Source organism: Mycolicibacterium confluentis, from assembly GCF_010729895.1.
Classification (GTDB): Bacteria; Actinomycetota; Actinomycetes; order Mycobacteriales; family Mycobacteriaceae; genus Mycobacterium; species Mycobacterium confluentis.
In genome coordinates, this window is record NZ_AP022612.1 from 2,699,332 (window position 1) to 2,719,038 (window position 19,707).

Genomic DNA, 19,707 nt, shown 5'->3' on the forward strand with positions numbered 1-19,707 from the left:
TCCGTCGACGTGCCCCACCGACGCGGGGCTGTTCAGGACTCGATGATGCGGGCCACGTAGGGCTGCAGGCCGGAGGTCCGGACGGGGCTGACGGTCACCTTGCCCGCGCTGCCGGAGGCCTCGAGCATGCGGCCACCGCCCAAGAACATCGCGACGTGCTGGCTGCCGCCGGGGCCCCAGAACAGCAGGTCGCCGCGCTTGGCCTGCGAGAGGGGCACCTTGCGCCCGGTGTTGTACTGGTCCCCGGAGTACTTCGGGATCAGCACCCCGACGCCCGCGTAGGAGAACTGCGTGAATCCCGAGCAGTCGAACCCGACGGTGCCTGCGCCGGAGTCGACGCCCGTCGACGGCCCGGTCGGCTTGCCGCCGCCCCACGAGTACGGCACACCCATCTGCGTGCCGCCACGACGGATCACATACTCAATCGCCTGGGGCCCACGCACCCGCCCGGCGGCCACACCGGTGGGCTGCTGCCCGCCCAGACCGATGCTGGACAGGAACTTGCGACCGAGGTCCATGGTCGCCTGCGTGGCCTGCGCCGTGGCGGCCAGCGACGCGTTGGCGATCGCGAGCGGATCGCCGGGAGCGCCGGCACTGAGCAGCTTCGGCAGCGTGGGGTCCCACTGACCGTCTTCGGGCGCCGCACCCGCGATGCCCGAGGTCGCCGGGGTGAGTCCGACGAGGAGTGCAAAGGACAGCAGGATCGCCGCAAGCGCCGGCATCACCGGACGCAGGCGGCGAAACAGCTTGTCACGCATAAAGTGTCGTCTTTCGTCAGTATTCGATGTAGCGGACGACGTACGGCGTCATACCGCTCGTGCGCACCGGCGAGATCTTGACGTGGGAACCGGTGTAGGGGGCTTCGATCATCTGGTTGTTGCCCAGGTAGATCGTGACGTGCTGGCTGCCGCCCGGACCGTAGAAGATGACGTCACCGCGACGCATCTGCGACGACGGGATCTTGCGGCCCATGTTGTACTGCGAGCCCGAGTAGTGCGGCAGCTTGATGCCGACGCCGGCGAACGCGTAGAGCACCAGGCCCGAACAGTCGAAGCCCACGGTGTTGGCCCCGGAGTCGATGCCCCTGCTCGGGCCCGCGGCGTTACCGCCACCCCACGAGTACGGCACGCCCATCTGCGACTGCGCCCGCCGGATCACGTACTCCGCGGCCTGCGCCCCGTAGACCTGCGGGATGGCGCCGTTGGTGATGCCGGTGTCGGCCGGTTTGAGAATGCCGAGCTTCTGCAGGAATTTGCGCCCGAGATCCGCGGTGACCTGCGCCGAACTGGCCGAGATCTGCAGCACCGTGTTGATGATCGCGATCGGGTCACCCGAGATGAAGGCGCTGGGCACCATCGGGAGCGTGGTGTCCCATTGGCTGGCCTCGCCGTAGGGCACGGTCGCGGTGGTGCCTGGGCTGCGATCCCAGTCCGCACCGGGTGCCGCAGGACCGGCGGCGGCCTGCGGTGCCGCACCGGGCACCGCACCGGGTGCCGCCGACGCCACCGGGCCCGAGGCCACGCTCGGCGCCGGCCGTGCGGCGGCGAGCTTGGCCTTGGCCGCATCCCGCTCCGCCGCCAGCGTCGTGATCTGGGTCTGCTGGTGGCCGAACTTCTGCTGTGCGGCCTTGAGCGCCTCGACGGCGCCGTCCTGGCTGGCCTCGGCGTTCGCTTCAGCCTCGTCGGCCTGCTGCTTGGCCAGTCGGGCCATCGACTCCTTGTTCACCTGCTCGGTACGGGCGCGCTGAAGGCTGGCCATGACCTGCTCGGAGCTGACCGCCAGCGTCCGGCTCGCGGCCGTCGTGGCGATCATGTCCTCAGGTGTGGCCGCCGACAGGTAGGACGCCGACGGCCCGGAGATGTAGCTGGCCGCGGCGAAAGTGTTGAATCGCTTCTGCGCGTCGGCGATTGCGGCGTTGGCCGCCTGCACGGCCTCGGCGCTGGTTTCGACGTTGCGCTGCGCGGAGACCGCATTGTCGCGCGCGGTCTGCACGTCGACAATGGCCTTGTTGACGCTCTCCTGCTGGGTCTGAATCTCCGCACCCAGGCTGTCGAGGCGCTGGTTGGCCTCGGCCACCTCGGCGACCAAGGCGGCCAGGCTGGTGGGATTGGCCTCAGGGTCGGCACCGGCCAGCGGCGCGAACAGTCCAGGCGTCGCCAACACCAGCGACGCAATGACCCAGGGAGATGCGCCCCTCATGGGCAGCCTTCGCCCCAGAGGCACCATTCTTCTCATGCGACTCCGTCTCCTCGGCTCAACCGGTCGGGTTCCCGCACCCCCAGTCGCTGGAGGCACACCTACATCAATAGGCATCCTCTGCACCGTACGTCACAGCAGTCGCTAATGACACTTTAGTCACAAATTACAGAAATGTAATTAGCTGAAATGTGACCAAACAGTGACCTGAGGAAATGGCGGAATTCGCGCGACCGGAGCCCGGCGGCTAATCAGGAGGGATCGGCAGAAGTGTTCTGTGCCTGCACATTTGACGCGTATGCAGCCTTCGCGCGACGTTGCAGTAGACGCGTCGCCACTGCGGCAATTAATACGCCGAGAGTGAGCCCGATCGTCCACGTCATCCAGGGGAAATCGGGTGTATGCAACTCACCCACGAAATTCTGCGCGGATTGCACCGGATTCCCGGTCTTGGCCAGATCTTCGCCGGCCTCCAGCGTCACGCGGTCGAACGTCGGACTGTAGGTGCCCGCGAACGAGGGGCTGAGTGCCAGCACCGTGGAACCCGGGTTCGCCTGGCCCACCTCCGTGGCGATATCACGCAACGGAGTGTCGATATACGGGTTGCCGTCGATCACCACGATCTTCAGATCAATGCCGTCGGCGCGCGCGTCGGAGACCACCTGCTGCAGTTGGGCGAACTGCTCCTCGGTCACTCCCCTGGCGCTCACGCCGCCCTTGGCGACGTCGGCCTGCACGAGGTCCATGCACTGGTCGACGGCCTCCGGCGGATCGGGCACCACGCCGACTGTTGTGCACAACTCATACGGGATGAACGACGGCAGATGCGGAATCGTCTGTGGCGCGGTCACGTGCGAAACGGTAGTCGATGATCCTTGGCGGGGGGTGGCACCACACGCGCCCAACGACGAGACTGGAGACCACCCCGAGCCTTATTCAGTACAACCGTACTGTTAGGCTGAATCCACAGCGCCGGCACAGCCCGTCGGCGTGACAACTAAACGCCGGGAGTTGATGTGACCAGCAAGAATTCCTTTGGAGCGCATGACACGCTCAAGGTCGGAGACAACAGCTACGAGATCTACCGCCTCGATGCGGTACCCGGCACCGAGAAACTTCCCTACAGCCTCAAGGTGCTCGCAGAGAACCTGCTGCGCACCGAGGACGGTGCCAACATCACCAAAGAGCACATCGAGGCTCTTGCCAACTGGGATCCCAACGCGGAGCCCAGCATCGAGATTCAGTTCACCCCTGCCCGCGTGCTGATGCAGGACTTCACCGGCGTGCCGTGCATCGTCGACCTGGCCACCATGCGCGAGGCCGTCGCGACCCTCGGCGGCGACCCGAACAAGGTCAACCCGCTGTCGCCCGCCGAGATGGTCATCGACCACTCGGTGATCCTGGACATCTTCGGCCGCGCGGACGCCTTCGAGAGGAACGTGGCGCTCGAATATGAAAGAAATGGCGAGCGCTACCAGTTCCTGCGCTGGGGTCAGGGCGCGTTCGACGACTTCAAGGTCGTCCCCCCGGGCACCGGCATCGTGCACCAGGTCAACATCGAGTACCTGGCCCGCGTGGTGATGACCCGTGATGGTGTCGCCTACCCGGACACCTGCGTGGGTACCGACAGCCACACCACCATGGAGAACGGCCTCGGCGTGCTGGGCTGGGGCGTCGGCGGCATCGAGGCCGAGGCGGCCATGCTGGGCCAGCCCGTGTCGATGCTGATTCCGCGCGTGGTCGGCTTCAAGCTGACCGGCGAGATCAAGCCGGGCGTGACCGCCACCGACGTCGTGCTCACCGTCACCGAGATGCTGCGCAAGCACGGCGTGGTCGGCAAGTTCGTCGAGTTCTACGGCAAGGGTGTGGCCGAGGTGCCGCTGGCCAACCGCGCCACGCTGGGCAACATGAGCCCCGAATTCGGTTCCACCGCAGCGATGTTCCCAATCGACGAGGAGACCATCAACTACCTGCGCCTGACCGGTCGGACCGAGGAGCAGCTCGCGCTGGTCGAGGCCTACGCCAAGGAACAGGGCATGTGGCACGACCCGGACAAAGAGCCGGTCTTCTCCGAGTACCTTGAGCTCGACCTGTCCACCGTGGTGCCGTCCATCTCGGGTCCCAAGCGTCCGCAGGACCGCATCGAGCTCTCGGACGCGAAGAACGCGTTCCGCAAGGACATCCACAACTACGTCGAGGAGAACCTGCCCGTCGAGCACACCCAGCTCGACGAGGCCGTCGAGGAGTCCTTCCCCGCCAGTGACTCCGCGGCGCTGTCCTTCGCCGACGACGGCGCGGTCGACGCGCGACCCTCCGCGGCCAACGGCGCCGAGGGCCGGCCCAGCAAGCCGATCACGGTGACGTCCGAGGAGCGCGGCGAGTTCGTGCTGGACCACGGCGCGGTCGTGGTCGCGGGCATCACGTCCTGCACCAACACCTCGAACCCGTCGGTCATGCTCGGCGCGGCGCTGCTGGCCAAGAAGGCCGTCGAAAAGGGCCTCAGCACCAAGCCGTGGGTCAAGACCAACATGGCGCCCGGTTCGCAGGTCGTCACCGACTACTACAACAAGGCCGGCCTGTGGCCGTACCTGGAGAAGCTCGGCTACTACCTCGGCGGTTACGGCTGCACCACGTGCATCGGAAACACCGGCCCGCTGCCCGACGAGATCTCGGCCGCCATCAACGACAACGACCTCTCAGTCGCGGCCGTGCTGTCGGGCAACCGCAACTTCGAGGGCCGCATCTCCCCCGATGTCAAGATGAACTACCTGGCCTCCCCGCCGCTGGTGATCGCCTACGGCATCGCGGGCACCATGGACTTCGACTTCGAGTCCGACCCGCTCGGCGTAGACACCGAGGGCAACGACGTCTTCCTCAAAGACATCTGGCCTTCGGCCGCGGAGATCCAGGAGACCATCGCCTCCTCGATCAACCGCGAGATGTTCACCGACTCCTACGCCGATGTCTTCAAGGGCGACGACCGCTGGCGTTCGCTGCCCACCCCTGAGGGCAACACCTTCGAGTGGGCCGAGGACTCGACCTACGTGCGCAAGGCGCCGTACTTCGACGGCATGCCCGCCGATCCGGAGCCCGTCTCCGACATCAAGGGTGCCAGAGTCCTTGCACTGCTGGGTGATTCGGTGACCACCGACCACATCTCACCGGCAGGCAACATCAAGAAGGGCACGCCGGCGGCCCAGTACCTCGAGGCCAACGGTGTGGAGCCCAAGGACTTCAACTCGCTGGGTTCGCGGCGCGGCAACCACGAGGTGATGATCCGCGGCACGTTCGCGAACATCCGCCTGCGCAACCAGCTTCTCGACGACGTCTCGGGTGGTTACACGCGCGACTTCACCCAGGATGGCGGTCCGCAGGCCTTCATCTACGACGCGTCGCAGAACTACCAGAAGGCCGGCATCCCGCTGGTCGTGCTGGGCGGCAAGGAGTACGGCTCGGGCAGCTCGCGCGACTGGGCGGCCAAGGGCACCACGCTGTTGGGTGTGCGGGCGGTCATCACCGAGTCCTTCGAGCGCATCCACCGCTCCAACCTGATCGGCATGGGCGTCATCCCGCTGCAGTTCCCGCAGGGTGAGTCGGCGGCGTCGCTCAAGCTCGACGGCACCGAGACCTTCGACATCACCGGCATCGAGGAGCTCAACAGCGGCAAGACGCCCAAGACGGTCAAGGTGACGGCCACCAAAGAAGATGGGCGGACGGTTCAATTCGACGCGGTGGTCCGCATCGACACCCCCGGAGAGGCCGACTACTACCGCAACGGCGGCATCCTGCAGTACGTGCTGCGGAACATGCTGAAGTCCTGACCGGATAACAGGGGCTCAGCGCATGCCCAGAGTCAGCGAGGACCATCTGGCGGCTCGCCGCCGCCAGATCCTCGACGGCGCCCGTCGCTGTTTCGCCGAGTTCGGCTATGACAAAGCGACGGTGCGCCGCCTCGAGCAGTCGATCGGCCTGTCGCGGGGGGCGATCTTCCACCATTTCCGCGACAAGGACTCGTTGTTCTTCGAACTGGCTCGCGAGGACGCCGAGCGGATGGCCGATGTGGCCTCCCGCGAGGGCCTCATCCAGGTGATGCGAGACATGCTGGCGGCGCCTGACCAGTTCGACTGGCTGGCCACCCGCCTGGAGATCGCGCGGAAACTGCGCAACGACCCGGTGTTCAACCGAGGCTGGGCCGAGCGGTCGGCCGAACTGTCGGCAGCCACCAGTGAGCGGCTGCGCAGGCAGAAGAAGGCCGGCCGCCTGCGCGACGACGTCCCCGGCGACGTCCTGCAGACCTACCTGGATCTGGTGCTCGACGGGCTGGTGGCCCGGCTGGCCTCCGGCGATGACCCCGAAAAGCTCGGTGCCGTACTGGATCTCGTGGAAGAGTCAGTACGGCACCGCTAGCTCGACACCGCGCGGCGAGTGCGATGGTTGGGCCCGCCCCGACTGCGCATGGCGGTACCGGATTCGCGCAGCATCGAGTGGATGGACCCGTAAGAGCGCCCAGTGTTGGCCACCAGGGTTCGAATGCTTGCCCCACCCTCGTACGCGCTGCGCAACTCGACGAGCAGTTGGTCGCGCCCCTTACTCGACTTCCTCATTGACGCCTCCCCAAGTCAAGGTCCCCCAACCTCATCAAGGGTAGAAGCCCAGCCGCCCAGTGTGATGCAAATCACGAAATGGCCTGCTGCGAAGAACGACTCGTCAGGCCAACTCGATCAGATCGCGGTAATCGTCGGACCAGAAGTCCTCGGTGCCGTCCGGGAGCAGCACCACACGCTGCGGATCCAGCGCCTCGGCCGCACCCGGGTCGTGCGTCACCAACACGACCGCGCCGGCATAGCTGCGCAGCGCGTCGAGCACCTGCTCGCGGGACGCCGGGTCGAGGTTGTTGGTGGGCTCATCGAGCAGCAGCACGTTGGCCGTCGAGGCCACCAGGCCGGCCAGCGCCAACCGCGTCTTCTCACCGCCGGACAGCGTTCCCGCAGGCTGATCGAGCTGCGGGCCGGTGAACATGAACGCGCCGAGCAGGCCCCGCAGGTCCTGCTCCCCCGTGTCGGGTGCGGCGTGCCGGATGTTCTCCCACACCGTGGCGCCGTTGTCGAGGGTGTCGTGCTCCTGCGCGAAGTAGCCGATCTTGAGTCCGTGACCGGGCTCAAGGCCGCCCGCATCGGGTGTCTCGGTGCCGGCGATCAGACGCAGCAGGGTGGTCTTGCCTGCACCGTTGAGACCGAGCACTACGACCCGGGAACCCCGGTCGATCGCCAGGTCGACACCGGTGAAGACCTCGAGTGACCCGTAGTTCTTGGTCAGCCCCTTGACCACCAGCGGAGTCCGGCCGCACGGCGCGGGGGTGGGGAACTTGATCCGGGCCACCTTGTCGGCCACGCGTTCGGCGTCGAGCTCGGCGATCATCCGTTCGGCGCGGCGCAACATATTCTGTGCGGCAACGGCTTTGGTGGCCTTAGCGCCCATCTTCGCGGCCTGGGCGCGCAGTGCCCCGGCCTTCTTCTCCGCGTTGGCCCGCTCGCGCCTGCGGCGCTGTTCGTCGGTGGCGCGGGCGTCCAGGTACTTCTGCCAGCCCATGTTGTAGACGTCGACCTCACCGCGCACGGCGTCGAGGAACCAGACCCGGTTGACCACGTCGGCCAACAGTTCGACGTTGTGGCTGATCATCACGAGACCGCCGGAGTGGTTCTTCAGGTAGTCGCGCAGCCATCCGATCGAATCGGCGTCGAGGTGGTTGGTCGGCTCGTCGAGCAGCAGGGTGGTCGCCGACCCCGCGCCGCTGTCGGACGCCGCGAAGAGGATACGGGCCAGTTCGACGCGGCGACGCTGCCCGCCCGAGAGTGTGCGCAACTGCTGCGTGAGGACGCGCTCCGGCAGACCCAGGCTGGCGCAGATCCGGCCGGCTTCACTTTCGGCCGCGTATCCGCCGAGGGACGCGAAGCGCTCCTCGAGCTGTCCATAGCGGCGGACGGCCTTGTCACGCGCCTTGTCGTCGACGACCTCGGCCATCAGCGCCTGCTGCTTCTCCAGGTCGGACAGCAGCGTGTCGAGGCCACGCGCCGACAGCACCCGATCGCGGGCCAGCACCTCGAGGTCGCCCTCTTTCGGGTCCTGCGGCAGGTAGCCGACCTCACCGATCCGGCTGACTTCTCCGGCATACGGTTCGCCCTCGCCGGCCAGGATCCTCATCGTGGTGGTCTTGCCCGCGCCGTTGCGGCCGACCAGGCCGATCCGGTCGCCGGGTTGGATCCGCAGCGTGGTTCCGTCGGCGAGCAGCAGTGTGCGTGCGCCAGCGCGGACCTCAAGGTCCGTTGCGGTGATCACGGGTGCGCTCCTGCGTTCGTCATTTGTCGTCGGTGAAGACCGGGGACCGCTTCTCTGCGCGCGCAGCAACCGCTTCTTCGAAGTTCGCGGTGAGCAGGCGAATGTACAGCTGACCCAGGCCTTCCGCCTGCATGTGCCCTTCCAGGGTAGTCGCGTCCAGTCCAGTCCATAGCGTCCGCTTCGTCAACTCGATTCCGGGCCGCGAGAACGAGGCGATGCGTTCTGCCATGGCAGTGCACGTCTCCAGCAGGTCTGCATCGGCGACCTGCTGCGAAACCAGCCCAATCCGTTCAGCTTCCACCGCATCGACGTCGCGGCCCGTGAGCATCAGCTCGAACGCGCGCGAACTTCCGATGGCCCGCGGCAGCAGGTAGCTGAGACCAAGCTCACTGGCGGTCAGACCATTGTTGATGCCCGCCGCGCGAAAATAGGCGCTGGCCCCGGCGACGCGGATGTCGCACGCCAGCGCCAGGCACAGCCCTCCGCCGATCGCGGCGCCGTTGACCGCGGCGATCACCGGTTGGTGCAGGCGCCGCAGGCCGAGGATCACGTCGTCGAGCACCTGCATCGAGCGCAACCCGAACGTCGGCCTGGTCAACCCATCGACGTTCGGCACGCTGCCCGCGGACTTGTGGTCGGCTCCAGACGAGAATCCGTGGCCCGCACCCGTCAGTATGACCGCGCGCACCGAGTTGTCGCCGTTCACCTCGTCGAGGACACGCCGTAACGGGACCATGACGTCGAACGCCATCGAGTTCATCCGCTCCGGGCGGTTCAGGGTGATCACAGCCACCCCGGGGCGCGGGCGGTCGACGAGGACGAATTCAGAACTCACGAGTGGTCACGCTATCGCGTGACACGCCTCGAACCTCTCCGACGCTCAGACCTCTTTGACGTCGCCCTGCTCGGCCACAGCCGCGTCGATGTCGAAGTCCTTGACCTGCTGCACCAGCTCCTCCAGCGCCGCCGGAGGCAGGGCACCAGCCTGGTTGAACACCAGCTTGCCCTTCTTGAACACCATCAGCGTGGGGATGGAACGGATCTGCGCGGCGGCAGCCAACTCCTGCTCCGCCTCGGTGTCGACCTTGGCGTAGACGACGTCGGGGTGCTTCTCCGACGACGCGGCGAAGGTGGGCGCGAAGGCGCGGCACGGACCACACCACGATGCCCAGAAGTCAACGAGCACGATGTCGTTGCCGTTGATGGTGTCGTTGAACTGATCTGCGGTGAGGTCTTGGGTTGCCACGTCTCTCCTAACGTCGGCGGACAGGGGTCTGTTCCCCTGCTAGGACTACCCGAATCGGGCTTGGCTAGACGGTGAACCCCAGGGCGCGCAACTGCTCGCGGCCGTCGTCGGTGATCTTGTCAGGCCCCCACGGCGGATTCCACACCCAGTTGATCTTGATCTCGTCGACCAGGCCGGCGCCGACGAGGGCATTGCGGGACTGATCCTCGATCACGTCGGTCAACGGGCACGCCGCCGATGTCAGGGTCATGTCGATCAACGCGACCGATCCGGCGTCGCCCTTTTCGACGTTGAGTCCGTACACCAGGCCGAGATCGACGACGTTGATCCCGAGTTCGGGGTCGACGACGTCACGCATGGCCTCTTCGAGATCGGCGAGAAGTTCGTCGCTGGCGGTTTCACTCATGTTCGCTCCTCGCTGCCGGAGTCTGGTTCACCGCGCTGGCCTCTGCCAGGGCGGCCTTGAACGCCGTCCACCCGAGCAGAGCGCATTTGACTCTGGCCGGGTACTTCGACACACCGGCGAAGGCGATGCCGTCGCCCAGCACGTCCTCGTCACCGTCGATGTTGCCGCGCGACGAGATCATCTCGGTGAACGCGGCGACCGTCTTCAGTGCGTCCCCCACAGTCTGCCCGATGATCTGGTCGGTGAGCACCGAGGTCGACGCCTGGCTGATCGAACAGCCCTGCCCGTCATAGGACACGTCGGTGACGGTCTCGCCGTCCTCGGACAGCGTGACCCGCAGGGTGACCTCGTCACCACACGTCGGGTTCACGTGCTGCACCTCGGCGCCGAAGGGCTCACGCAGACCGCGGTGGTGCGGGTGTTTGTAGTGGTCCAGGATGACTTCCTGGTACATCTGCTCGAGACGCATCAGTTCCCGCCGAAGAACTCCACGGCACGGCGCACGCCGGCCACCAGACGGTCCACCTCGTCGAGGGTGTTGTACACCGCGAACGAGGCCCGCGCCGTCGCCGCGACGCCGAATCGGCGGTGCAGCGGCCACGCGCAGTGGTGCCCGACCCGCACCGCGACACCCTCGTCGTCGAGCACCTGCCCGACGTCGTGTGCGTGGATGCCGTCGACCACGAAACTCACCGGTGAGCCGCGGTCCTCGACCGTCTGCGGGCCGATGATCCGGACACCCGCGATGCCACCCAAGCCGGCCAGCGCCGCGGCCACCAGTTCGTCCTCGTGGGCCTCGACCGCCGGCATCTCCAGGGCCCGCAGATACCGCGCGGCGGCGGCCAATCCGACGACCTGGGAGGTCATCGGGGTGCCCGCCTCGAAACGCTGCGGCGCGGGTGCGTAGGTGGTGGCCTCCATGGTCACGGTCTCGATCATCGAGCCGCCGGTGAGGAAAGGCGGCAGGTCGGCGAGAAGGGCCCGCCTGCCATAGAGCACGCCGATACCGGTCGGCCCCAGCATCTTGTGGCCCGAGAAGGCCGCGAAGTCGACGTCGAGCGCGTGGAAGTCCACGGGCTGATGCGGCACCGACTGGCACGCGTCGAGCACGGTCAGCGCACCGACGGCCTTGGCCCGCGCCACCAGCTCCGCGACCGGCGCGATCGCACCCGTGACGTTCGAATGATGGCTGAACGTCACGACTTTGACGCGTTCGTCGAGTTCAAGCGAATCCAGGTCGATGCGCCCATCATCGGTGACGCCGTACCACCTGAGCGTCGCACCCGTGCGCCGCGCCAGTTCCTGCCACGGAATCAGGTTGGCGTGGTGCTCGAGTTCGGTGGTGACGATGACGTCGCCGGGGCCGACGGCCCGATCGAACCGCTTGTCCCCCAGCGCATATGCCACCAGGTTGATCGACTCCGTGGCGTTCTTGGTGAACACCAGTTCGTCGACGTCGGCGCCGACGAAGTCAGCGATATCGCATCGGCCCTGTTCGTAGGCGTCGGTGGACTCCTCCATCAGCTGATGCGCACCGCGGTGCACGGCGCCGTTGGAGGTCAGCAGGAACTCCCGTTCCGCGTCGAGCACCTGCAGCGGTTTCTGCGAGGTGGCCCCGGAATCCAGGTAGGCCAGCTGCTTTCCGCCCCGCATCACCCGGCTCAGGATCGGGAAGTCCGCCCTGATCGCCGGGATGTCCAGCACCAGGCCCGCATTCGCATCCGACGTCCGTGCGGCCGTCACGTCAGGCTCCCGCGGCAGCCTGCGTGAAGCGCTCGTAGCCGTGCTCTTCGAGTTCGTCGGCCAACTCCGGGCCACCGGACTGGACGATCCGGCCGTCGAAGAAGACGTGCACGAACTGCGGACGGATGTAACGCAGGATTCGGGTGTAGTGCGTGATCAGCAGCAGGCCGCCGTTCTCGGCCTCCACGTAGCGGTTGACCCCTTCACTCACCACGCGCAGGGCGTCGACGTCCAGACCGGAGTCGGTCTCGTCGAGGATGGCGATCTTCGGCTTGAGCAGGCCCAGTTGCAGGATCTCGTGGCGCTTCTTCTCGCCGCCGGAGAACCCCTCGTTGACGCTGCGCTCACCGAAGGCCGAGTCGATGCCCAGATCGTTCATCGCGCCCTTGACCTCCTTGACCCAATGCCGCAGCTTGGGGGCCTCGCCACGCACGGCCGTGGCCGCGGTGCGCAGGAAGTTGGACATCGACACACCCGGCACCTCGACGGGGTACTGCATGGCCAGGAAGAGGCCCGCACGCGCACGCTCGTCGATGCTCATCTCCAGCACGTCCTCGCCGTCGAGGGTGATCGACCCCGACGTCACGGTGTACTTGGGATGCCCTGCGATGGCGTAGGACAGCGTCGACTTGCCGGATCCGTTGGGGCCCATGACCGCATGGGTCTCCCCCGACTTCACGGTCAGGTTGACGCCCTTGAGGATCGGGATCTCCTGGCCGGCCTCAGCCGGGTTGGCGACCGAAACGTGCAGGTCCTTGATTTCCAGAGTGGTCATTACGCATTTCTCGATTCGGTGATGGCGAGTTCCTTCTCAATGGCTGCGGTCAGGCGTTCCCGCACCTCGGGCACTGCGATCTTGGCGATGATCTCGCCGAAGAAGCCGCGCACCACCAGGCGGCGGGCCTGATCCTCCGGGATGCCGCGAGCGCGCAGGTAGAACAACTGCTCGTCGTCGAAACGGCCTGTCGCACTGGCATGCCCGGCACCGGCGATCTCGCCGGTCTCGATCTCCAGGTTGGGCACCGAGTCGGCGCGCGCCCCGTCGGTCAACAGCAGGTTGCGGTTGACCTCGAACGTGTCGGTGCCCGTCGCCTCGGCACGGATCAGCACATCGCCGATCCAGACGGTGTGCGCGTCGGGCTTGGCGGAGTCCGGATCCCCCTGCAGCGCACCCTTGTACAGCACATCGGACTTGCAGTTGGGCTGCGCGTGGTCCACCAGGAGGCGGGACTCGAAGAACTGGCCGTCGTCGGCGAAATACGTGCCGAGCATCTTGGCGTCTCCGCCCGGCCCGGTGAACCGCACCGTGGCCGTGGTCCGAACGACGTCGCCGCCGAGGGTCACGTTGACGTGGCCGAGCACCGAGTCCTTGCCCAACTTCGCGTGGTGCGCGCTGACATGCACCATGTCGTCGTCCCAGTCGGCGATCCAGATGACTCCCAGGCCCGCGGAGTCGCCGACGATGATCTCGACGTTGTCGGCATAGGTGCCGCTGCCGCGCAGGTCCACCACCACGATCGCGCGGGACAGTTCCTCGACGCGAATCTGCAGGTGGCCGAACGCGACATTGCCCGCACCCGGACCGTCGACCGTGATCTCGATGGGCTCCGCCACCTCGGTGTCCCGCGCCACGGTCACCACGGTGGCCTGGTCGAACGACGAGAAGGCCTGCGCCGCAACTCGATCGGTCGGCGCGCCACCCTGGCCAAGCCGCGCGTCACTGCGTTCGACCGTCTCGACGGTCACGCCGGGGCGCTCGCTGACCGTGATGGCCGCTGCGCCGCGGTTGCCGTCGGCGGCCGCGGTGCCGTCGTGCAGCCCGCGCAGCCGGCGCAGTGGCGTGAAGCGCCACAGTTCGTCGCGCCCACCGGGCACCTCGAAGGCGTCGACGTCGAACGACGAGAACAGCTCGCCCTTGTTCACCGCGGCGATGGCCGAACCCTCGACCGCGGTGTTGAGATCCTGTGCCACTAGCCGACCGCGCCTTCCATCTGAAGCTCGATGAGCCGGTTCAGCTCGAGCGCGTACTCCATCGGCAGTTCCCTGGCGATGGGCTCGACGAAACCGCGCACCACCATGGCCATGGCCTCGTCGTCGGTCAGGCCGCGGCTCATCAGGTAGAAGAGCTGATCCTCGCTGACCTTGGAGACCGTGGCCTCGTGACCCATCGTGACGTCGTCCTCGCGGATGTCGACGTACGGGTAGGTGTCTGAGCGGCTGATCGTGTCGACCAGCAGCGCATCGCATTTCACGCTCGACTTGGAGCCGTGGGCCCCCTTGTTGACCTGGACGAGTCCGCGGTAGGAGGCGCGACCGCCGCCCCGGGCCACCGACTTGGACACGATGTTGCTCGAGGTGTGCGGAGCCAGATGCAGCATCTTGGCGCCGGTGTCCTGGTGCTGCCCCTCGCCCGCGAACGCGACCGAGAGCACCTCACCCTTGGCGTGCTCGCCGGTCATCCACACGGCCGGGTACTTCATGGTGACCTTCGAGCCGATGTTGCCGTCGATCCACTCCATGGTCGCGCCGGCCTCGGCGCGGGCGCGCTTGGTGACCAGGTTGTAGACGTTGTTCGACCAGTTCTGGATCGTGGTGTAGCGCACGCGAGCGCCCGGCTTCACGATGATCTCGACGACCGCGGAGTGCAGCGAGTCGGACTTGTAGATCGGCGCGGTGCAGCCCTCGACGTAGTGCACGTACGAGCCCTCGTCCGCGATGATCAGCGTCCGCTCGAACTGACCCATGTTCTCGGTGTTGATCCGGAAGTAGGCCTGCAGCGGGATGTCGACCTGCACGCCCGGCGGGACGTAGATGAACGAACCGCCCGACCACACCGCGGTGTTCAGGGCCGAGAACTTGTTGTCCCCGGCCGGAATCACGGTGCCGAAGTGCTTGCGGAAGATCTCGGGATGCTCACGCAGGCCCGAGTCGGTGTCCAGGAAGATGACGCCCTGAGCCTCGAGATCCTCGCGGATCTGGTGGTAGACGACCTCCGACTCGTACTGCGCGGCCACGCCGGCGACCAGGCGCTGCTTCTCGGCCTCGGGGATGCCGAGTCGGTCATAGGTGTTCTTGATGTCCTCGGGCAGTTCTTCCCACGAGGTGGCCTGCTTCTCGGTGGACCGCACGAAGTACTTGATGTTGTCGAAGTCGATGCCCTCGAGGTTGGAACCCCAGTTGGGCATGGGCTTCTTATCGAAGGTGCGCAGGGCCTTCAACCGGATGTCGAGCATCCATTCGGGCTCGTTCTTCTTGCCGGAGATGTCGCGCACCACCGCTTCGGAAAGACCACGCTGCGCGGTGGCGCCTGCGGTGTCGGAGTCAGCCCAGCCGTAGCCGTATGTCCCCAGGGAGGCAATGGTCTCCTCCTGGGTCAACGGCGTCTCCGGTGTGAGTGTCATTGCGACACACTCCTTCTGCTCTCGTTATGGCTCCGGCTCGGGCTGAGGGCCGGAGTTCGTGCTATTGGCTTGCCGCCGGGTTCAGCGGGACATGTGTGGTGCAGGCGAGATCACCGTTGACGATGGTGGCCAGCCTCTGCACGTGAGTGCCCAGAACCTGCGCCATGGCGTCCTGTTCGGCTTCACACAGTTCCGGGAACTCCTCGGCCACATGTGACACCGGACAGTGGTGCTGACAGATCTGCACACCCTGGATGGGCCCGCGGACCTGCGTGGTGGTGGTCGCGTAGCCGGCCCTGCTCAACGCCCCGGCGATGCGATCGGCTGCGGCCTCAACGTCGCCGTCCTCGACACCCGCCGGTTCGACCTCGGCCAGGATCGTGTCGATGCGCTTGCGCGCGAACGTCCGGACCGCCTCGTCACCGCCGATCTCACGCAGTTGCCGCATGGCGGCCGAGGCCAGATCGTCGTAGGTGTGCTCGAGCTTGCTGCGCCCCACCGCGGTGAGCTGATAACGCTTGGCCGGCCGTCCCCGGCCCGCCTGCTGCCAGGCCGCCGCGGCATTGGCCTGCGCGTCACCGGTCTCGATCAGTGCGTCGAGATGACGGCGGACGCCCGCGGCGGACAACCCCAACTGCTCCCCGATTCGGCTGGCAGTGATGGGTCCAGACTCCAGAAGAAGCCTGATGATCGCGCTGCGTGTGTGGCCGTCCTGGGCATGCAGCGACCCGTCTGCCGGGGACACCCCGGGGGCAGACAGGCTGCGATCAGCCTCAGGACGGATTTTCACAACACCAGTGTGACGCAATTAAAAGGTGGAATCCAGCAAGGGCACCCTTAGCTGGGCTGTGGAAATGTTCACAGCGCAGGCTCGGAATAACCGACCGCTACGCTGCCCTACGTGGCAGGCCGCCTCCGTTCATTGAGCACCTCGATCGCCGGTTGGCACGGCGACGAGCGAACTGTGGGCTCGCCACTCAACGACATCGAACTGGTCGCACTGCGCCGAACCCGCCTCTTCGGCGCCACCGGAACAGTGCTGATGGCCATCGGCGCCCTCGGCGCCGGGGCCCGTCCTGTCATGCAGGATCCCACGTTCGGAGTGCGCCTGCTGAACCTGCCGTCACGCATCCAGACGGTGTCTCTCACGATGACCACCACGGGCGCGGTGATGATGGCGCTGGCGTGGCTCATGCTGGGCCGCTTCGCCCTGGGACGTCGCCGGATGACCCGCGGCCAACTGGACCGGACCCTGGTGCTCTGGATGCTCCCACTTCTGGTGGCACCGCCGATGTACAGCAAGGACGTGTACTCCTACCTGGCGCAGAGCCAGATTGCGGGCAACGGCCTCGACCCCTACCGCGTCGGACCGGCGCCCGGCCTGGGCCTCGACCACGTGTTCACGCTGTCGGTGCCCAGTCTGTGGCGCGAGACGCCCGCGCCGTACGGTCCACTGTTTCTGTGGATCGGGCGGGGCATCTCCGAGATCACCGGGGAGAACATCGTCGCCGCGGTGCTGTGTCATCGCGTGCTGGTGCTCGCGGGTGTGGGCCTGATCGTGTGGGCGACGCCGCGACTGGCCCGCCGGTGCGGCGTCGCGGAGGTCAGCGCCCTGTGGCTGGGCGCCACCAATCCCCTGCTGTTCATGCACCTCGTGGCCGGCATCCACAACGAGGCCATCATGCTCGGCCTGATGCTGGCAGGCACCGAGTTCGCGCTGCGCGGCGTGGAGTCCACCCGGCGCCTGGCGCCCCAGCCGTTCTCGGCTCTTCCGGCGACGCGTTGGTACCCCCTGGCGATGCTTCTGATCGGAACGGTCCTGATCACGATGTCCTCGCAGATCAAGCTGCCCTCCCTGCTGGCCCTCGGCTTCGTGGCGATGGCCCTCGGGTATCGCTGGGGCAGTTCGGTGAAGTCCTTCATCCTGGCCAGCGGAGGTCTGGGTCTGCTGTCGCTGGCGGTGATGGCCGTGATCGGCTGGGCCAGCGGTTTGGGCTTCGGCTGGCTCTCGACGCTGGGCACCGCCAACGTGGTGCGCAGTTGGATGTCGCCGCCCACGCTCCTGGCGCTGGGCACCGGGCAGGTGGGAATCCTGCTCGGTCTGGGCGATCACACCACCGCGGTGCTGTCGCTGACCCGTGCGATCGGCGTCCTGATCATCATGGTCGTCGTCACGTGGCTGCTGCTCGCGGTGTTCCGCGGTCGGCTCCACCCCGTCGGTGGACTCGGTGTCGCGCTGGGCGCGACGGTGCTGCTGTTCCCCGTCGTGCAGCCCTGGTACCTGCTGTGGGCGATCATCCCGCTCGCGGCCTGGGCGACCCGACCGCGGTTCCGCATCGCGACCATCGCCGTCACGCTGATCGTGGGCATCTTCGGCCCGACCGCCAACGGCGACCGGTTCGCGTTGTTCCAGATCGTCGACGCCACTCTGGCCAGCACGATCATCGTCCTGGTGCTGATCGGGCTGACCTACAACCGGCTTCCGTGGCGTGCGCTGCCCGAGCCGGACCCCGTCTCCAGCGCGCCGCCTGTAACCGGCGGTCGAACCGACGCCTACGCTGAGTCCCCGTGAGCTCGACCGGCACCGCCCCCCGCATCCCCCTGCGGCTGCATGGGGTCACCAAACGATTCGGAGACACCACGGCGGTCTCGAACCTCGATCTCGAGGTGCAACCCGCCGAGGTGCTCGCACTTCTGGGACCCAACGGCGCGGGCAAGACCACCACGGTTGAGATGTGCGAGGGGTTCACCAGGCCCGACGCCGGGACCATCGAGGTGTTCGGCCTCGACCCGTTCGCCGACAATGCGGCGCTGCGTCCCCGCATCGGCGTCATGCTGCAGGGCGGCGGCGGTTATCCGGCCGCCCGGGCCGGCGAGATGCTCAACCTCGTCGCGGCCTACGCGGCCAACCCGCTGGATCCGAAGTGGCTGCTCGAGACCCTCGGCCTGACCGACTCGGCGCGCACCACCTACCGCCGGCTCTCGGGCGGACAGCAGCAGCGCTTGGCGCTGGCCTGCGCCCTGGTGGGGCGCCCCGAACTGGTGTTCCTCGACGAGCCGACGGCCGGCATGGACGCCCACGCACGGCTGGTGGTCTGGGAGCTGATCGACGGCCTGCGCCGCGACGGCGTCACCGTGGTGTTGACCACCCATCAGCTCAAGGAGGCCGAGGAGCTCGCCGACCGGATCGTGATCATCGACCACGGCTCGCAGGTCGCCGCGGGCACGCCGGCCGAGCTGATGCGCTCGGGCGCCGAGGATCAGCTTCGCTTCAGCGCGCCGCGCATGCTGGACCTCACGCTGTTGGTCTCGGCCCTGCCGGAGAACTATTCCGCCGTCGAAGTCGCGCCCGGCGAGTACCTCGTCGAAGGGCACATCGACCCGCAGGTGCTCGCGACCGTGACGGCGTGGTGCGCCCGCCTGGATGTGCTGGCGACCAACATGCGCGTCGAGCAGCGCAGTCTTGAGGACGTGTTCCTCGACGTCACCGGACGGGAGTTGCGACCGTGAGCCAGAGCCTGTTCCCTCCGGGCACGTTCACGCCCGACCCGCGACCGAGCACGGTCGCGCGGATGCTGGCCGCGCAGTTCGGCCTCGAACTCAAGCTGCTGCTGCGCAACGGCGAGCAGCTTCTGCTGACGATGTTCATCCCGATCACGCTGCTGGTCGGCCTGGTGCTGCTGCCGCTGGGCGACTTCGGCGACGACCGTGCGGGAACGTTCACCCCGGCCATCATGGCGCTGGCGCTGATCTCCACGGGCTTCACCGGGCAGGCCATCGCGGTGGCGTTTGACCGCCGCTACGGTGCGCTCAAACGCCTCGGCGCCACGGCACTTCCGGTCTGGGGCATCATCGCGGGCAAGTCGATGGCCGTGGTGACGGTGGTGTTTCTGCAGGCGATCCTGCTGGGCGCGATCGGCGTGGCGCTGGGGTGGCGGCCGGATCCGCTGGGTCTGCTCCTGGGTGCGTTCATCATCGCGGTGGGCACGGTGTGCTTCACGGCGCTGGGCCTGCTGCTCGGCGGCACGCTGCGCGCCGAGATCGTGCTGGCGGTGGCCAATCTGCTGTGGTTCGTGTTCGCGGGCCTCGGCGCACTGACGCTGGAGAGCGGATTGGTTCCCGCGGGATTGCGCTGGGTGGCCCGGCTGACCCCGTCGGGCGCGCTCACCGAGTCGCTGGCTCAGGCGATGACGCTGTCAGTGGACTGGTTCGGCATCGCGGTGCTCGCGGTGTGGGGTGCGGTGGCCGCGGCCTGCGCCGTGCGCTGGTTCCGCTTCATCTGAACTCCGCTGGTGATCCGACGATCAGAAACGTGTTCCGCCAAGACCTTGCCATAAGGAAAAGCTATGGCCTCATGAAGTGTCCGCCAGGTTGTCCGG

The 19,707-nt window shown here is 67.0% G+C and carries 19 protein-coding genes; 5 read left to right on the forward strand and 14 right to left on the reverse strand.

Going from position 1 to position 19,707, the window contains the following annotated elements; translation table 11 throughout:
• Positions 1-32: 32 nt before the first annotated feature.
• The 3 genes from ripB to G6N34_RS12490 all read right to left on the reverse strand — a co-directional run bounded on the left by ripB (position 33) and on the right by G6N34_RS12490 (position 3,047).
• Positions 33-758 (reverse strand): NlpC/P60 family peptidoglycan endopeptidase RipB, encoded by a 726-nt coding sequence (gene ripB, locus G6N34_RS12480; RefSeq protein ID WP_085154758.1) that lies wholly within the window; start codon positions 756-758, stop codon positions 33-35.
• A gap of 16 nt (positions 759-774) precedes the next feature.
• Positions 775-2,235, reverse strand: coding sequence for an NlpC/P60 family peptidoglycan endopeptidase RipA (gene ripA, locus G6N34_RS12485; protein ID WP_085154760.1), 1,461 nt, complete (start codon positions 2,233-2,235; stop codon positions 775-777).
• 212 nt (positions 2,236-2,447) lie between these two features.
• Positions 2,448-3,047, reverse strand: coding sequence for an Rv1476 family membrane protein (locus G6N34_RS12490; RefSeq protein WP_085154762.1), 600 nt, complete (start codon positions 3,045-3,047; stop codon positions 2,448-2,450).
• 165 nt (positions 3,048-3,212) lie between these two features.
• Between G6N34_RS12490 and G6N34_RS12495 the strand changes: the two genes are divergently transcribed.
• Positions 3,213-6,017, forward strand: coding sequence for an aconitate hydratase (locus G6N34_RS12495; RefSeq protein WP_085154764.1), 2,805 nt, complete (start codon positions 3,213-3,215; stop codon positions 6,015-6,017).
• A 22-nt stretch (positions 6,018-6,039) separates the two neighbouring features.
• A complete protein-coding gene (locus G6N34_RS12500) occupies positions 6,040-6,603 on the forward strand; it encodes a TetR/AcrR family transcriptional regulator (RefSeq protein ID WP_085154765.1) in 564 nt (187 codons plus the stop codon).
• Here G6N34_RS12500 and G6N34_RS12505 read toward each other — a convergent pair.
• The 11 genes from G6N34_RS12505 to G6N34_RS12555 form a co-directional block, all read right to left on the reverse strand.
• Positions 6,600-6,800: a helix-turn-helix domain-containing protein gene (locus G6N34_RS12505; protein WP_085154767.1), complete on the reverse strand. Its 201-nt coding sequence runs from the start codon at positions 6,798-6,800 to the stop codon at positions 6,600-6,602. The two genes, G6N34_RS12500 and G6N34_RS12505, sit on opposite strands and share 4 nt — an antisense overlap.
• Positions 6,801-6,903: 103 nt before the next feature.
• Entirely contained in the window at positions 6,904-8,532 is a 1,629-nt protein-coding gene (locus G6N34_RS12510) for an ABC-F family ATP-binding cassette domain-containing protein (protein ID WP_085154768.1), read from the reverse strand.
• A 19-nt stretch (positions 8,533-8,551) separates the two neighbouring features.
• Positions 8,552-9,367: an enoyl-CoA hydratase gene (locus G6N34_RS12515; RefSeq protein WP_085154770.1), complete on the reverse strand. Its 816-nt coding sequence runs from the start codon at positions 9,365-9,367 to the stop codon at positions 8,552-8,554.
• A gap of 45 nt (positions 9,368-9,412) precedes the next feature.
• Positions 9,413-9,778: a thioredoxin gene (trxA, locus tag G6N34_RS12520; protein ID WP_085154771.1), complete on the reverse strand. Its 366-nt coding sequence runs from the start codon at positions 9,776-9,778 to the stop codon at positions 9,413-9,415.
• Between the two features lie 64 nt (positions 9,779-9,842).
• Positions 9,843-10,184, reverse strand: coding sequence for a metal-sulfur cluster assembly factor (locus G6N34_RS12525; RefSeq protein WP_085154773.1), 342 nt, complete (start codon positions 10,182-10,184; stop codon positions 9,843-9,845).
• Positions 10,177-10,653 carry a Fe-S cluster assembly sulfur transfer protein SufU gene (sufU, locus tag G6N34_RS12530; protein WP_085154774.1) on the reverse strand — a complete coding sequence of 159 codons (477 nt, stop codon included), beginning with the start codon at positions 10,651-10,653 and terminating at the stop codon, positions 10,177-10,179. The genes G6N34_RS12525 and sufU overlap by 8 nt, the downstream gene beginning before the upstream one ends.
• A complete protein-coding gene (locus G6N34_RS12535; protein ID WP_085154776.1) occupies positions 10,653-11,927 on the reverse strand; it encodes a cysteine desulfurase in 1,275 nt (424 codons plus the stop codon). The genes sufU and G6N34_RS12535 overlap by 1 nt, the downstream gene beginning before the upstream one ends.
• Position 11,928: 1 nt before the next feature.
• The gene (gene sufC / locus G6N34_RS12540; protein ID WP_085154778.1) at positions 11,929-12,702 is read right to left on the reverse strand and encodes a Fe-S cluster assembly ATPase SufC; all 774 of its coding nucleotides are present in this window, start codon (positions 12,700-12,702) and stop codon (positions 11,929-11,931) included.
• Positions 12,702-13,898: a Fe-S cluster assembly protein SufD gene (gene sufD, locus G6N34_RS12545; protein WP_085154779.1), complete on the reverse strand. Its 1,197-nt coding sequence runs from the start codon at positions 13,896-13,898 to the stop codon at positions 12,702-12,704. The genes sufC and sufD overlap by 1 nt, the downstream gene beginning before the upstream one ends.
• Positions 13,898-15,328 carry a Fe-S cluster assembly protein SufB gene (sufB, locus tag G6N34_RS12550; RefSeq protein ID WP_085154781.1) on the reverse strand — a complete coding sequence of 477 codons (1,431 nt, stop codon included), beginning with the start codon at positions 15,326-15,328 and terminating at the stop codon, positions 13,898-13,900. Before sufB ends, sufD begins: the two co-directional genes overlap by 1 nt.
• A 61-nt stretch (positions 15,329-15,389) precedes the next feature.
• Complete coding sequence (locus tag G6N34_RS12555; RefSeq protein WP_085154782.1) at positions 15,390-16,136, reverse strand: helix-turn-helix transcriptional regulator; 747 nt, start codon at positions 16,134-16,136, stop codon at positions 15,390-15,392.
• A 93-nt stretch (positions 16,137-16,229) separates the two neighbouring features.
• Here G6N34_RS12555 and mptB point away from each other — a divergent pair, with 93 nt between their 5' ends.
• The 3 genes from mptB to G6N34_RS12570 are packed head-to-tail and all read left to right on the forward strand — an operon-like array spanning position 16,230 to position 19,611.
• The gene (mptB, locus tag G6N34_RS12560; protein WP_085154784.1) at positions 16,230-17,900 is read left to right on the forward strand and encodes a polyprenol phosphomannose-dependent alpha 1,6 mannosyltransferase MptB; all 1,671 of its coding nucleotides are present in this window, start codon (positions 16,230-16,232) and stop codon (positions 17,898-17,900) included.
• A 29-nt stretch (positions 17,901-17,929) separates the two neighbouring features.
• Positions 17,930-18,838, forward strand: coding sequence for an ABC transporter ATP-binding protein (locus tag G6N34_RS12565; protein ID WP_085154861.1), 909 nt, complete (start codon positions 17,930-17,932; stop codon positions 18,836-18,838).
• Positions 18,835-19,611, forward strand: coding sequence for an ABC transporter permease (locus G6N34_RS12570; RefSeq protein WP_085154785.1), 777 nt, complete (start codon positions 18,835-18,837; stop codon positions 19,609-19,611). The genes G6N34_RS12565 and G6N34_RS12570 overlap by 4 nt, the downstream gene beginning before the upstream one ends.
• Positions 19,612-19,707 lie beyond the last annotated feature (96 nt).